At 60.6% G+C, this 13,034-nt stretch carries 11 protein-coding genes and 1 riboswitch; of the genes, 7 read left to right on the top strand and 4 right to left on the bottom strand.

What is annotated here, in order from left to right:
* Positions 1–62 precede the first annotated feature (62 nt).
* Positions 63–1,994 (bottom strand): patatin-like phospholipase family protein, encoded by a 1,932-nt coding sequence (locus tag H096_RS04995; protein ID WP_033897104.1) that lies wholly within the window; start codon positions 1,992–1,994, stop codon positions 63–65.
* A 99-nt stretch (positions 1,995–2,093) separates the two neighbouring features.
* Complete coding sequence (locus H096_RS04990; protein WP_010207175.1) at positions 2,094–2,498, bottom strand: hotdog domain-containing protein; 405 nt, start codon at positions 2,496–2,498, stop codon at positions 2,094–2,096.
* A gap of 198 nt (positions 2,499–2,696) precedes the next feature.
* Positions 2,697–2,802, top strand: a riboswitch (S-adenosyl-L-homocysteine riboswitch).
* A gap of 21 nt (positions 2,803–2,823) precedes the next feature.
* On the opposite strand from H096_RS04990, the gene ahcY reads away from it, so the two are divergent.
* The 5 genes from ahcY to H096_RS04965 all read left to right on the top strand — a co-directional run bounded on the left by ahcY (position 2,824) and on the right by H096_RS04965 (position 9,373).
* Positions 2,824–4,233 (top strand): adenosylhomocysteinase, encoded by a 1,410-nt coding sequence (gene ahcY / locus H096_RS04985; protein ID WP_016977735.1) that lies wholly within the window; start codon positions 2,824–2,826, stop codon positions 4,231–4,233.
* A 170-nt stretch (positions 4,234–4,403) separates the two neighbouring features.
* Positions 4,404–5,249 carry a methylenetetrahydrofolate reductase [NAD(P)H] gene (gene metF, locus H096_RS04980; protein ID WP_033897103.1) on the top strand — a complete coding sequence of 282 codons (846 nt, stop codon included), beginning with the start codon at positions 4,404–4,406 and terminating at the stop codon, positions 5,247–5,249.
* 81 nt (positions 5,250–5,330) lie between these two features.
* Positions 5,331–6,413, top strand: coding sequence for a hypothetical protein (locus tag H096_RS04975; protein WP_033897102.1), 1,083 nt, complete (start codon positions 5,331–5,333; stop codon positions 6,411–6,413).
* 63 nt (positions 6,414–6,476) lie between these two features.
* Entirely contained in the window at positions 6,477–7,268 is a 792-nt protein-coding gene (locus H096_RS04970) for a transporter substrate-binding domain-containing protein (RefSeq protein WP_033897101.1), read from the top strand.
* A gap of 221 nt (positions 7,269–7,489) precedes the next feature.
* On the top strand, positions 7,490–9,373 hold the full coding sequence (locus tag H096_RS04965; protein WP_033897100.1) for a DEAD/DEAH box helicase: 1,884 nt from the start codon (positions 7,490–7,492) through the stop codon (positions 9,371–9,373).
* A gap of 67 nt (positions 9,374–9,440) precedes the next feature.
* Here H096_RS04965 and H096_RS04960 read toward each other — a convergent pair whose 3' ends face one another.
* Positions 9,441–10,019 carry a YceI family protein gene (locus H096_RS04960; protein ID WP_033897098.1) on the bottom strand — a complete coding sequence of 193 codons (579 nt, stop codon included), beginning with the start codon at positions 10,017–10,019 and terminating at the stop codon, positions 9,441–9,443.
* 32 nt (positions 10,020–10,051) lie between these two features.
* On the bottom strand, positions 10,052–10,603 hold the full coding sequence (locus H096_RS04955; RefSeq protein ID WP_033897097.1) for a cytochrome b: 552 nt from the start codon (positions 10,601–10,603) through the stop codon (positions 10,052–10,054).
* A gap of 271 nt (positions 10,604–10,874) precedes the next feature.
* Between H096_RS04955 and H096_RS04950 the strand changes: the two genes are divergently transcribed.
* Positions 10,875–12,281, top strand: a complete 1,407-nt coding sequence (locus H096_RS04950; protein WP_033897095.1) for an adenosylmethionine--8-amino-7-oxononanoate transaminase — start codon at positions 10,875–10,877, stop codon at positions 12,279–12,281.
* Positions 12,282–12,311: 30 nt separating this feature from the next.
* Positions 12,312–13,031, top strand: coding sequence for a 16S rRNA (uracil(1498)-N(3))-methyltransferase (locus tag H096_RS04945; protein ID WP_033897093.1), 720 nt, complete (start codon positions 12,312–12,314; stop codon positions 13,029–13,031).
* Positions 13,032–13,034: the final 3 nt, after the last annotated feature.

The following is a 13,034-nucleotide window of genomic DNA, read 5'->3' as shown; positions in this document are numbered from 1 at the left end:
GAGTCCAAGGGGTGCCTGTAGCTACGACACGCCGCCGCGATGGCTGTTCAGTGGCCAGGCAACTAAACCTTTAGCTTCCAGGCCTTGGCCATCTCCACGGTGGTAGAACTGGAGGCCTTGTCCCAGGGCTTGTTGCGCGCCTTGTAACTGTCCACGAGGGTGTCGAGTACCCGGTTGAATTCGGTGGCCGTGGTGGACCATGCCAAGTCTTGGGCCGCACGGTGCAACAGTTCAACGTTAGACTCGGGCTGGCCGGGTCGGAACAGCGACGGGTAGATCACCTCACGCGTGAAGTTTTCAGCTTTCGTCGCAATATCACGCACGCTCATCTCAGCGACAGCACGGCCAATGACCTTGGACATCGGCAATGCACCGCCTGCGATCTGCTTGGCCGCCGCTTGCAACAACTGCTGAAAATTGGGCTGACGGGCGACATTGAGGCGCCGCCCCAACCAATCGATGTGCTCCGGACGCTGGGCAAGGACATCGAGATTGCGCAGAGCCGATAAGATTTTCGGCGTGAACACCAACGCGCCTTGCGCCTGGTTCGCCTCGGTAATCGCAGAATCCAGGACTTGCAACGCCTGTTTTGCGCTATCCCGAAACATCAGCACATCCGAGGCGGCGGGGTCTTTTTGCAGCGTCGGTTGCACGCTGGCGAGCATTGAATCATCCATGGCCAACACGGCGTCATCCAGCGATTGGAAAGCGTGGTGCTCAAGTGCGGTGGTGCGACGCTCCAAATGCGCGTCTACCGCCTGGCGCGCCTTCGCTTGCAGGTGTTGCTTCTGCTCATCCTGCATCGTGAAGTTGACCGTGCCCGTGAGCAGGCCTCGAAAATCGCCTTTTTCAGTCTTGAGGGGCAATGTCACGATCTGCTCGGCGAACGCTTCGAGCTTTTTGTCCTGGAAGGCACCAGCAGCCGAATGCGCAACGCCCGTGATGCGATCTGCCAAGTGGCTCAAAAAACTGCCACTGCGCGCTCGCTCACCAGAGGCATCTGACTCGAACTTGACGATCAACGCCTCGGACTTGGCCAGGGGGCTCTCGGGAAACGCCCGATCCACCACACCTGGCGCCGGGGTATTGAGCAGCAGGCCACCATCCTTGAATGCGGTGCTTTCAGCTGACGCCTGAAAGCCATGACCTTGTTCCACGGGGCTCTTGAACACCAGCGGCAACGCGCCGGAAATATGCGCCGCCCTGGCGATGTCCATCTGCGGCGTCAGGCTCGCATTGAACACCACCAGCTGTGGACGGTCGGCAAACATGCCGGTGCCGGTGATGTTGAGTTGCTTGATCGCAGGTACATCCCGACTCAGCACCTCAAGATCACCAAACGTAGGAGCGCCTCCGGCACTCAACCTGTCAGCAATGCGCATGATTTGCGCCGAGCGGGTTTCCCGAGGGGTTTGCGCGATATGACCCAGAATCGACTGGCGCGACTCATTGCGAATCAGTTCTTCAAGGGGAAGTGCCTCGGTCTGCAGGCGCGGCAGCAAGGTCATCAACAATTGCGAGGTACTGCCGACGGCGCCGGGCAAGCGCCCGACCAGCTTGCCCAGTGTCGTACTGGCATCCTGCATCCAGGCCGTCACGGCGTCTTGGCTATTGAGCAGGCTTGGCAAATCGATACCATCCGACAACTTGTCGAACGCTTCAGCCCCCATGCCACTGGCAATCAGTGCTGCTGAAATAGCACCGGCAGATGAGCCGGAAATCGATTGGATACCTTGCAGCTTCTGGGCGTCCTCAAGTGCCCGCACCACCCCCGAGAAAGCAATGCCCTTGGCGCCACCGCCACTGAGTACCAGGCTGGTAACAGGGGGGGCCGATAAAAACACGTCCACCCGTCCCTGCTGATCACGCATGAGTGTCACATTGCGCGTGCCCACCCCCTCCACCAGCGGCGTCTCCACCGCTTGCTGGGTCGGGGCATACGCCTCTTCAGTCACTGAGGGTTGAATCTTGGTGATCGAGTTAAACACTTTCATCCATGGGCTCTCTCTACAGGGTGTGGTCCTGAGTGATGAGAGCGCCTGGGAAAGATCCGTGCGGAATGATTTGGTAAAGCAAATCACAGCGCAGCAGGGTTACTCGGGAAGGCTATCGTCCTTGAACTGGTCCTTCACGTACCGGATCTCGGTGCGGCCGTGGGGCGCGGGCAGACCATCTTCGCCGAGGTTGACGAAGACCATTTTCTCTACCGTGAGGATACTTTTTCGGGTGATCTTGTTGCGCACTTCACAGGTCAAGGTGATGGAGGTGCGACCAAATTCGGTAGCGGTAATGCCCAGTTCGATGATGTCGCCCTGGCGCGAAGCGCTGACGAAGTTGATTTCGGAGATGTACTTGGTTACCACGCGCTGGTTGCCCAGTTGGACGATGGCGTAGATCGCCGCCTCTTCGTCGATCCAGCGCAGCAGGCTGCCGCCGAACAGGGTGCCGTTGGGGTTGAGGTCTTCGGGTTTTACCCATTTGCGGGTGTGGAAGTTCATGGTCACTCCAAAGCGTCTTGCCGAATGATGGGCAACATCATGGCAGAGCCTGGGCCCAAGCTCTACGCACCATTGCCTATCAACCCCATCAGCGATCTTCATATGGCCGACGGAAAGGCTTGGGAAGTCTGGCGCACACGGCTATAATCGGCGCCGTTTCAAAACGGTCATCTCTAGTTGATACCGTTCTCCCGCCACCTGTCCGAGGGGCGCTGCAGCAGGTTCAACCTGTCAGGCTCGGATGGGGCGTTGTCCGGCCTGGTTAGCCAGCTGGATACTAAACGCACAACGGCGCCCATTCGCACACTACGAATGGAGGCTCTTCATGAGCGCAGTAAACACGCCTGCAGATTTCAACGACTACAAAGTCGCCGACATGTCCCTCGCCGCCTGGGGCCGTCGCGAAACCTTTATCGCCGAATCCGAAATGCCTGCCCTGATGGGTCTGCGCCGCAAGTACGCCGCTGAGCAGCCGCTCAAAGGCGCGAAGATCCTCGGCTGCATCCACATGACCATCCAGACTGCCGTGCTGATCGAAACCCTGGTTGCCCTGGGTGCCGAAGTGCGTTGGTCCTCTTGCAACATCTTCTCGACTCAAGACCAGGCCGCTGCCGCTATCGCCGCTGCCGGTATCGCTGTATTCGCCTGGAAAGGCGAGACCGAAGAAGAGTACGAGTGGTGCCTGGAGCAAACCATCCTCAAGGATGGCGCGCCATGGGATGCCAACATGATCCTCGACGACGGCGGCGACCTGACCGAGCTGCTGCACAAGAAGTACCCGCAGATCCTGGACCGCGTCCACGGTGTGACCGAAGAAACCACCACCGGCGTGCACCGCCTGTTGGACATGCTGGCCAAGGGCGAGCTGAAAATCCCGGCCATCAACGTCAACGACTCGGTGACCAAGAGCAAGAACGACAACAAGTACGGCTGCCGTCACAGCCTGAACGATGCCATCAAGCGCGGTACCGACCACCTGCTGTCGGGCAAGCAAGCCCTGGTGATCGGCTACGGTGACGTGGGCAAGGGTTCGTCCCAGTCCCTGCGTCAGGAAGGCATGATCGTAAAAGTCTCCGAAGTTGACCCGATCTGCGCCATGCAAGCCTGCATGGACGGTTTCGAAGTGGTTTCGCCGTTCATCAACGGCCAGAACGACGGCACTGAAGCCAGCATCGACAAGGCCCTGCTGGGCAAGATCGACCTGATCGTGACCACCACCGGTAACGTGAATGTCTGCGACGCGAACATGCTCAAGGCCCTGAAGAAGCGCGCTGTTGTCTGCAACATCGGCCACTTCGACAACGAAATCGACACGGCTTTCATGCGTAAAAACTGGGCATGGGAAGAAGTGAAGCCACAGGTACACAAGGTTCACCGTACCGGTGCAGGCGATTTCGACCCGCAGAACGACGACTACCTGATCCTGCTGGCTGAAGGCCGCCTGGTTAACCTCGGCAACGCCACTGGCCACCCAAGCCGCATCATGGACGGCTCGTTCGCCAACCAGGTACTGGCGCAGATCTTCCTGTTCGGCCAGAAGTACGCCGACCTGTCGCCTGCCCAGAAAGCCGAGCGCCTGACCGTGGAAGTATTGCCGAAGAAACTCGACGAAGAAGTGGCCCTGGAAATGGTCCGCGGCTTTGGCGGCGTAGTGACTCAACTGACCAAGACCCAGGCCGACTACATCGGCGTGACCGTCGAAGGTCCGTTCAAGCCGCACGCTTATCGGTACTAAGCAGCTGCAAGCTTTCAGCTACAAGCGGCAAGTAAAAGCGCTTGTGGTACAGGGCTTGCTACCTCATTGCTCTTTGAGCAGCTGAGAGATGTGAGCTTCAAGCGACAAGATCAGGCGCACCGCCGCTCTTGCCGCTTGAAGCTTGCAACTTGCAGCTGGAGACCTCCCCCATGTCCCAAGACCGTCGCTACAGCTTCGAGTTCTTCCCGACCAAGACCGATGCTGGGCATGAAAAACTGATGGCGACTGCTACGCAGTTGGCCAGCTACAACCCCGACTTCTTTTCCTGCACTTACGGCGCCGGCGGCTCGACCCGTGACCGCACGATCAACACCGTGTTACAGCTGGAAAGCCAAGTCAAAGTTCCCGCCGCTCCGCACTTGTCGTGCGTGGGCGACAGCAAGGCCGACTTGCGCGGCCTGCTGACCCAATACAAGAGCGCTGGCATCAAGCGCATCGTCGCCCTGCGCGGCGACCTTCCGTCCGGCATGGGCATGGCCAGCGGTGAGCTGCGCCACGCCAATGACTTGGTGAGCTTTATCCGTGAAGAGACCGGCGATCACTTCCACATCGAAGTGGCGGCTTACCCGGAGATGCACCCCCAGGCACACAGTTTCGAAGACGATCTGCAGAACTTCGTGCGCAAGGCCAACGCCGGCGCCGACAGCGCGATCACCCAGTACTTCTTCAACGCCGACAGCTACTTCTACTTCGTCGAGCGTGTACGGGCCATGGGTGTGAACATCCCCATCGTACCGGGCATCATGCCGATCACCAACTACAGCAAGCTGGCGCGCTTCTCCGACGCCTGCGGTGCCGAGATCCCACGCTGGGTGCGCAAGCAATTGGAAGCCTATGGCGACGACGTCAAGAGCATCCAAGCGTTTGGCGAACAGGTCATCACAAATATGTGTGAAGATTTGTTGAACGGTGGTGCACCGGGGCTACATTTCTATACCCTTAACCAGGCCGAACCGAGCCTTGCGATCTGGAACAACCTCAAGCTGCCGCGCTGAGGTTGTTCAAGCAGTACCCAGGCCCTCGTTTATACGGGGGCTTTTTTGTTCACACACTCCCGGAATGGAAGCCAGCAGTAAATGAATACAGCGTCCCCGACCCCTCGCCCACAGCTGGTTTACCTGGTATTTGGCGCCGAGACCTACCATCAGGAAGCGGTATTCAGCATCGCCAGCGCACTCGCGCATCTGGGCGGTACGCAGAACATGCCGTTGGACATCCAGGTGTTCAGCGATAACCCAACGCCCTACGCGGGACTGCCGGTGCAGGTCCACACACTGGACGACGCCACGCGCCAACGCTGGAGCGAGCCCCACGGCTACCATTTCCGCACCAAACATGTGCTGTTGCGCCAAGTCCTCGAAACCTCGGAACGCGCGCTGCTGATCGACACGGACACGTTTTTCCACGACTCGCCCATGGCACTGTTCGAACGCGTCGCCCCCGGCACCTTGCTGTGCAATGCGTTCCACGCCAAGTACGGCGATAACCGCGAAAGCCCGCTGTACGGTTCCCTGGCGAAGGTATTGGCAGAAAAAGGCTTGGCCGATGACGACATGCCTCTGCTCAATTCCGGCGTCATGGGCCTGGCCCGAGAGGACGCGCACCTGCTGGATCACTCCATCAAACTGATGGACGAGCTGTTTTTACTGGCGGGCGGTGCCTATACCCTTGAGGAGTTCTGCCTGTCGGTAGTTGCCTACCGCACGGTCAACGTGCGCCAGTGCCCGGACCTGATCCACCACTATTGGAGCCGCAAGCAGCTGTTCCGCGCCAAGGTCAAGGCGTGGATCACCAAGCACGCCGCCGCCCCCATCAACGCCGAGGCGTTGGCCGACACACGCAAAGTCTCCGCCCACCTGCCGCGCCCACCGCGCCTGCAGCGCCAGATGTACAAGCTGATCACCCTGGCATTGCCCAAGCGCAAGCAGCAGTTCATCCGCGAGATTCTCTACGGCTGCTACGAACACGAAAACGAATTCGACCAGGCCTGTGGCCCGGTTTGGTGGGACAAAGCCCGGCAGAACCAGGAAGAACGCCAGAAATGCCCGGTGGATGCGCACCAATTGGAACACTGGTTCGCCAACCCCTTGGTACGCCTGATTCTCGGCGAGCGGCGCGCAGCCATCCATGACCACCTGATGAGCTCAGAGGCAAAATAGCATCGCCCGCAGATGCGTGTGCCAGAGCTTCTCTTTAAGGCAGGAGCGTCGTAACCTCAGGGCATGCCCATCATTTTGAAGCTTGTGACCGCTGCCCTTTTGACTTGCCTGAGCCTGGCCGCTTACGGCGAGAAACTGCGCATTGTCACCGAGCCCTGGGCGCCCTATGTGTATGAAGAACAGGGCACCATGCAGGGGCTGGACTACGAAACCACGGTGATCGTGTTCCAACGCCTGGGCGTGGATGTGCAATGGCAGTTCCTGCCCTGGAAGCGCTGCCTGGCCATGCTCGACCAGGGCCATGCCGACGGGGCGCTGGATATTTTCCACAGCCATGAGCGCGATGCCTTGCTGCTGTACCCCAGCGAACCGCTGTCGGAGGTGGAATTCGTGCTGTTCTACGCCAATGAGCGCCCCCATCCCGTTCAAAGCCTCGAAGAGGTGCGCGGCCTGACTGTCGGTACGTCGCCGGGATATCTGTACGGCGCGGCATTCAGCGATTCCCCCCTGTTCAACCGTGAGCCCGCCCCCAGCCATGAAGCCAACTTCGGCAAGTTGATGCTCGGGCGTATCGACCTGGTGATCACCGACCGCCGCGTAGGCCAGCATGTGATCAATACGCTGGGCCTGGAAGGCAAGGTCAGCCAGGCGCCGGTGGTGGTCAGCCGCCAGCAACAGTTCCTCGCGGTACGCCGTGGCGCGGGCATGGACCTGTTGGTGCAACGCTTTGCCGCCGAGCTCAAACGCTTCAAACAAGAGCCGGCCTATAGCGCCTTGAGCGCTAAATATGGTGGAATCCAAGCGATTACGGGCCCTGGACGCACCGTTGAGCAGCAGGAAAGCGGCGCGCCGTGATTGCTCTGTTATACTCCGGCCTTTCCGCCAGGCTCACGCCCGGCCGCTGAGGTCTTGAAAAAGGCACCCAACCCCGCTACAGCGCAGCTTCCAGCCCGCGCGAGCCGGTGGAGTGCCCGCCAGACGCAGCAGGACCGGACGGGATAACGCTCCCCTAAGCGTCATTCACGCCCGGCAAGATTATCCCTTTGGGCCAAGCCCTAACTAAAACAGGATTACTCATGTCCTTTGCTTCCCTCGGTCTCTCCGAGGCTTTAGTCCGCGCCATCGAGGCAGCGGGCTATACCGAGCCTACTCCGGTGCAACAGCGGGCCATTCCCGCCGTGTTGCAAGGTCGCGACCTGATGGTCGCGGCTCAGACAGGTACTGGTAAAACCGGCGGCTTCGCCCTCCCGATTCTGGAGCGGTTGTTTCCCAATGGTCACCCGGACAAATCCCAGCGTCACGGCCCGCGCCAACCGCGCGTACTGGTCCTGACCCCCACCCGCGAACTCGCCGCCCAAGTGCACGACAGCTTCAAGCTGTATGCCCGCGACTTGAAGTTCGTCAGCGCCTGCATCTTCGGCGGCGTCGGCATGAACCCACAGGTTCAGGCCATGTCCCGTGGTGTGGACGTACTGGTCGCCTGCCCGGGTCGCTTGCTCGACCTGTGCGGCCAAGGCAGCGTCGATTTGTCCCACGTGGAAATCCTCGTGCTGGACGAAGCCGACCGCATGCTCGACATGGGCTTTGTCCATGACGTGAAAAAGGTCCTCGCGCGCCTGCCGGCCAAACGCCAGAACCTGCTGTTCTCGGCCACGTTCTCCCAGGACATCACGGCCCTGGCTGGCAAGCTGCTGCACAACCCGGAGCGCATCGAAGTCACGCCGCCGAACACCACGGTCGAGCGTATCGAGCAACGTGTGTTCCGCCTGCCTGCCAGCCACAAGCGTGCGCTGCTGGCCCACCTGATCACCGCCGGCGCGTGGGAACAGGTGCTGGTCTTCACCCGCACTAAGCATGGCGCCAACCGCCTGGCCGAGTACCTGGACAAGCACGGCCTCACCGCCGTCGCCATTCATGGCAACAAGAGCCAGAACGCGCGCACCAAGGCCCTGGCTGACTTCAAGGCCGGCACCGTACGCATCCTGGTCGCCACCGATATCGCCGCCCGCGGCCTGGATATCGACCAGTTGCCACACGTGGTCAACTTCGAGCTGCCGAACGTCGATGAAGACTACGTGCACCGTATCGGCCGTACTGGCCGTGCCGGTCGCTCGGGTGAAGCCATCTCCCTGGTGGCGCCGGACGAAGAAAAACTGCTGAAAAGCATCGAACGCATGACCAAGCAGAAAATCGCCGACGGCGACCTGATGGGCTTCGATGCCAGCACCGTGGAGGCCGAGAAGCCTGAAGCGCGCGAGCGTCCAGACGTGCGTAATCCGCGCAACCCACGCGGTCCGAAGGGTGATGGCCCGAACGGCGGCGGTGGTGGCGGTGGTCGTCGCGACAAGGGCAAAGATAAAGGCAAGGAAAAATCTGCGACCAGCGGCCGTGGCGAACGCCCAGCCCGTGAGCAGAAACCCCGTGAAGGTACCCCGGCCCGCGAACAGCGCCAGCCGAGCCAACCGCCACGCGCCGCTGCCGACCGTGCGCCGGACGAATTCCTCGACGACGACGTGGATAACTTCGGTAACCGCGTCGACTACGTGCCACAGGCCAAACCGGCCCAAGGCCGTGGCCGTCGTCCAGGTGCCCCGGCACAGGGTGCAGGCGCAGGCGCTCCACGTGGCGGCCAGCCACAAGGCGGCCGTCAGAATGGCCCCCGCAACAGCAGCGGTGGCACCACGGGTACGCCACCTGCCAAGCGCAACGGCCCGCGCAACGGTGCCCCCCGTGACGGCCAGGCTCGCCGCGAAGACTCGCGCAGCAACAACCGTCGCCCAGCCCGTGACGACCAGCCTCGCTCGTCCGAGCCGGCCGTGCAGAACCCACGCGGTGGCCCTGCACCAAAGATCATCCACAAGGAGTCGAAAGCAGATCGCTTCCCGACACCCGAGCAGTTGGATCAGTTGCCAGGCCGTCCTCGTGGTGAAAAGCCAGCGTTGCTGACCCGCAACCGCTGAGTTTTGTAGCCCAATAAAAAATGCCCCGCATCTTTCGATGCGGGGCATTTTTTTGTGCAGGCAGAAATTACTTCTGCTTAACACCTTCCAGCGAGATGTCCAGGTCCACAGTCTGCGAGGACGGGCCTGGGCCTTTGATGCCGAAGTCGTTCAGGTTGACGGTGGTCTTGGCGTTGAAGCCGGCACGCTCGCCGCCCCACGGGTCTTTGCCCTCACCGTTGAAGGTGGCCTTGAAGGTCACCGGTTTGGTCACGCCGTGGAAGGTCAGGTCGCCGGTCACGTCAGCGGTTTTTTCGCCGGTGGACTTGACGGCAGTGGAGACAAACTTGGCGTCAGCGAACTTGGCAACGTCCAGGAAGTCTTTGCTGGCGATGTGCTTGTCACGTTCTGCGTGGTTGGACCACAGGCTGGCGGTTTTCACGTCGACCGCGATTTTGCTGGACTCAGGCTTGGCGGCGTCCCAGCTGAAGGTGCCATCCCAGTCCTTGAAAGTACCGTGGATGAAGCTGTAGCCCAGGTGGCTGATTTTCCAGTCGATGAAGGCGTGCTGGCCTTCCTTGTCGATCTTGTAGTCAGCAGCCATCACCTGACCTGCAGGCAGCAGGGCAGTACCGATTGCCAGAGCGGCGAGGGTCTTTTTCAACATGCGTTCTATTCCTTGTGAGTCGAGGTTGAACATCAGGCTTTGCGGCCCAGCATACGAAGCAGGGTCACATCACGGTCAATGAAGTGGTGTTTCAACGCAGCCACGCCGTGCAAGCCGGCGAAGACCACCAACACCCAAGCGAGGTACAGATGCACCAGGCCGGCGTTATCTGCCTGGTCCGGTAGTCCGGAAACCACGGCAGGAATCTCAAACAGGCCAAACACCGGGATACCGACACCGTCTGCGGTGGAAATCAGGTAACCAGCGATCATCACGGCAAACAACCCGAGATACAGGAACCCGTGGCCAAAGGCAGCGCCGATACGGGTCATGCGGCTGTAGCTGGCCAGCGGTGGCGGCGGCGGGCTCACCAGACGCCAGACAATACGCACCAGCATGATGGCGAACAGCGTGATGCCAATGCTCTTATGCAGGTCCGGCGCGTCTTTACGCCAGGCGCTGTAGTAGTCGAGACCGACCATCCACAGGCCCAGGGCGAACAAGCCAAACACCACCAGGGCCACGCCCCAGTGCAAAACCATGCTGACCCAGCCATAGCGGGCCGGTGAATTACGTAACTGCATGTACTTAATCCCGTAGTAGTGCGCCCAAGACTAGCGATTTACCTATCGAATTAAAGCGGAAAATTTCGCTTTGAAATATCGAGAAATACGATCAAGAGCCTATGCATAATAAATTAACAAGGGATTAAGGCTATTCCTAAGAAACGTGACAGACCGTCCTGCCTTTACCGTCAATTCACGTGTAATGCCTTGTGACATAGCCGTCCATTGCATAGGCTTGCGCGATTGTTTTACCTGCGCCCGCCGCAGGACCGCTTCGAGGAGATCACCGATGGGCTTGAACAACCAGTGGATGCAACGCGACCTGGCGGTGCTGTGGCATCCCTGCACCCAGATGAAAGACCACCAGCAACTGCCGCTGATCCCGATCAAGCGCGGTGAAGGCGTATGGCTGGAAGACTTCGAAGGCAAGCGCTACCTCGATGCCGTCAGTTCCTGGTGGGTCAACGTGTTTGGCCACGCCAACCCGCGCATCAACCAACGCATCAAGGACCAGGTCGACCAGCTGGAACATGTGATCCTCGCCGGCTTCAGCCACCAGCCGGTGATCGAGCTGTCCGAGCGCCTGGTGCAGATGACGCCCGAGGGCCTGACCCGCTGCTTCTATGCCGACAACGGCTCGTCCTGCATCGAAGTCGCGTTGAAGATGAGCTTCCACTATTGGCTCAACCGCGGCCTGCCGAACAAGAAGCGCTTCGTCACCCTGACCAACAGCTACCACGGCGAAACCATCGCTGCGATGTCGGTGGGCGACGTGCCGCTGTTCACCGAGACCTACAAGGCGTTGCTGCTCGACACGATCAAAGTGCCAAGCCCCGATTGCTACCTGCGCCCCGAAGGCGTGAGCTGGGAAGACCACTCGCGCACGATGGCCCAGGTAATGGAGCAGACCCTCGCCGAGCACCACGACACCGTTGCCGCCGTGATCATCGAACCGCTGATCCAGGGCGCCGGCGGCATGCGCATGTACCACCCGGTGTACCTCAAGTTGCTGCGCGAAGCCTGCGATCGCTACGGCGTGCATTTGATCCACGACGAAATCGCCGTAGGCTTCGGTCGCACCGGCAGCATGTTTGCCTGTGAGCAGGCCGGCATCCGCCCGGACTTCCTGTGCCTGTCCAAGGCCCTCACCGGTGGTTACCTGCCGTTGGCCGCCGTGGTCACCACCGATGACGTGTACGACGCGTTCTACGACGACTACCCGACCCTGCGCGCCTTCCTGCATTCCCACAGCTACACCGGCAACCCGCTGGCGTGCGCGGCAGCGTTGGCGACCCTGGATATCTTCGAAGAAGACAACGTCATCGAAAACAACAAGGCCCTGGCCCAGCGGATGGCTAGCGCCACCGCGCATCTGGTGGACCATCCACATGTGTCGGAAGTGCGCCAGACCGGCATGGTGCTGGCCATCGAGATGGTCCAGGACAAAGCCACCAAGACCGCCTACCCCTGGCAGGAACGCCGTGGCCTGAAGGTGTTCGAGCATGCCCTGGAACGCGGCGCGTTGTTGCGGCCACTGGGCAGCGTGGTGTATTTCCTGCCGCCCTATGTGATTACGCCGGAACAGATCGACTTCCTCGCCGAAGTGGCCAGCGAAGGCATCGACATCGCCACCCACAGCAGCGTCAGTGTTGCCGTGCCGAAAGATTTCCACCCAGGCTTCCGTGATCCGGGCTGATGGCCTGCACCCTTTTTTCAGAGAACCGAAATGAGACTGTCCCGTTTTTTCACCGACACCCCACTGAGCCTTGGCGATCACGAACTGCCGGAAGCCCAGGCGCACTACATCAGCCGTGTGCTGCGCATGGGCGAAGGTGACGCCGTGCAATTGTTCGACGGTTCCGGCCAGGAGTTCCGGGGCAGCCTGCTGGAAGTCGGCAAGAAACGCGTTAGCGTGCAACTCGTCGAAAGCTTTGCCGGCCAAGCTGAATCGCCGCTGCACATCCACCTGGGCCAGGGCTTGTCCCGGGGCGAGCGCATGGATTGGGCCATTCAGAAAGCCACCGAACTGGGCGTCAACGCCATCACGCCGATTTTCAGCGAGCGCTGCGAAGTGCGGCTCAAGGACGAACGCGCCGACAAACGCCTGCTGCACTGGCGCCAGGTGGCGATCAGCGCCTGCGAGCAATGCGGGCGCTCCACGGTGCCGGTGATTCACCCACCACTGCTGCTGGCGGACTGGTTGAAACAGACCGAAGCGGATTTGAAGCTGGTGCTGCACCCGGTGGCCGAGCCGATGGTCAGTCACGCCAAGCCTTCCAGCCTGGCCTTTCTGATCGGCCCTGAAGGTGGGCTGACCGACAATGAAGTCGACACCGCCCAAGCTGCCGGCTACCACGCCGCCCGCCTCGGCCCGCGTGTATTGCGTACCGAGACGGCGCCGGTGGTGGCGTTGGCGGTCGCCCAACAGTTGTGGGGCGACTTCTAACGC

It is taken from the genome of Pseudomonas sp. FH1, from assembly GCF_000510895.2.
In the GTDB taxonomy this organism is placed as follows: domain Bacteria; phylum Pseudomonadota; class Gammaproteobacteria; order Pseudomonadales; family Pseudomonadaceae; genus Aquipseudomonas; species Aquipseudomonas azotoformans_A.
This window is presented reverse-complemented; position numbering and strand designations above follow the sequence as displayed.

What these genes read in the sequence shown, in the direction of transcription:
- H096_RS04955 (WP_033897097.1), bottom strand. Translation starts at nt 10,603, where the DNA reads ATGCAGTTACGTAATTCACCGGCCCGCTATGGCTGGGTCAGCATGGTT.
- H096_RS04995 (WP_033897104.1), bottom strand. Translation starts at nt 1,994, where the DNA reads ATGAAAGTGTTTAACTCGATCACCAAGATTCAACCCTCAGTGACTGAA.
- H096_RS04990 (WP_010207175.1), bottom strand. Translation starts at nt 2,498, where the DNA reads ATGAACTTCCACACCCGCAAATGGGTAAAACCCGAAGACCTCAACCCC.
- H096_RS04965 (WP_033897100.1), top strand. Translation starts at nt 7,490, where the DNA reads ATGTCCTTTGCTTCCCTCGGTCTCTCCGAGGCTTTAGTCCGCGCCATC.
- ahcY (WP_016977735.1), top strand. Translation starts at nt 2,824, where the DNA reads ATGAGCGCAGTAAACACGCCTGCAGATTTCAACGACTACAAAGTCGCC.
- H096_RS04975 (WP_033897102.1), top strand. Translation starts at nt 5,331, where the DNA reads ATGAATACAGCGTCCCCGACCCCTCGCCCACAGCTGGTTTACCTGGTA.
- metF (WP_033897103.1), top strand. Translation starts at nt 4,404, where the DNA reads ATGTCCCAAGACCGTCGCTACAGCTTCGAGTTCTTCCCGACCAAGACC.
- H096_RS04970 (WP_033897101.1), top strand. Translation starts at nt 6,477, where the DNA reads ATGCCCATCATTTTGAAGCTTGTGACCGCTGCCCTTTTGACTTGCCTG.
- H096_RS04960 (WP_033897098.1), bottom strand. Translation starts at nt 10,019, where the DNA reads ATGTTGAAAAAGACCCTCGCCGCTCTGGCAATCGGTACTGCCCTGCTG.
- H096_RS04950 (WP_033897095.1), top strand. Translation starts at nt 10,875, where the DNA reads ATGGGCTTGAACAACCAGTGGATGCAACGCGACCTGGCGGTGCTGTGG.
- H096_RS04945 (WP_033897093.1), top strand. Translation starts at nt 12,312, where the DNA reads ATGAGACTGTCCCGTTTTTTCACCGACACCCCACTGAGCCTTGGCGAT.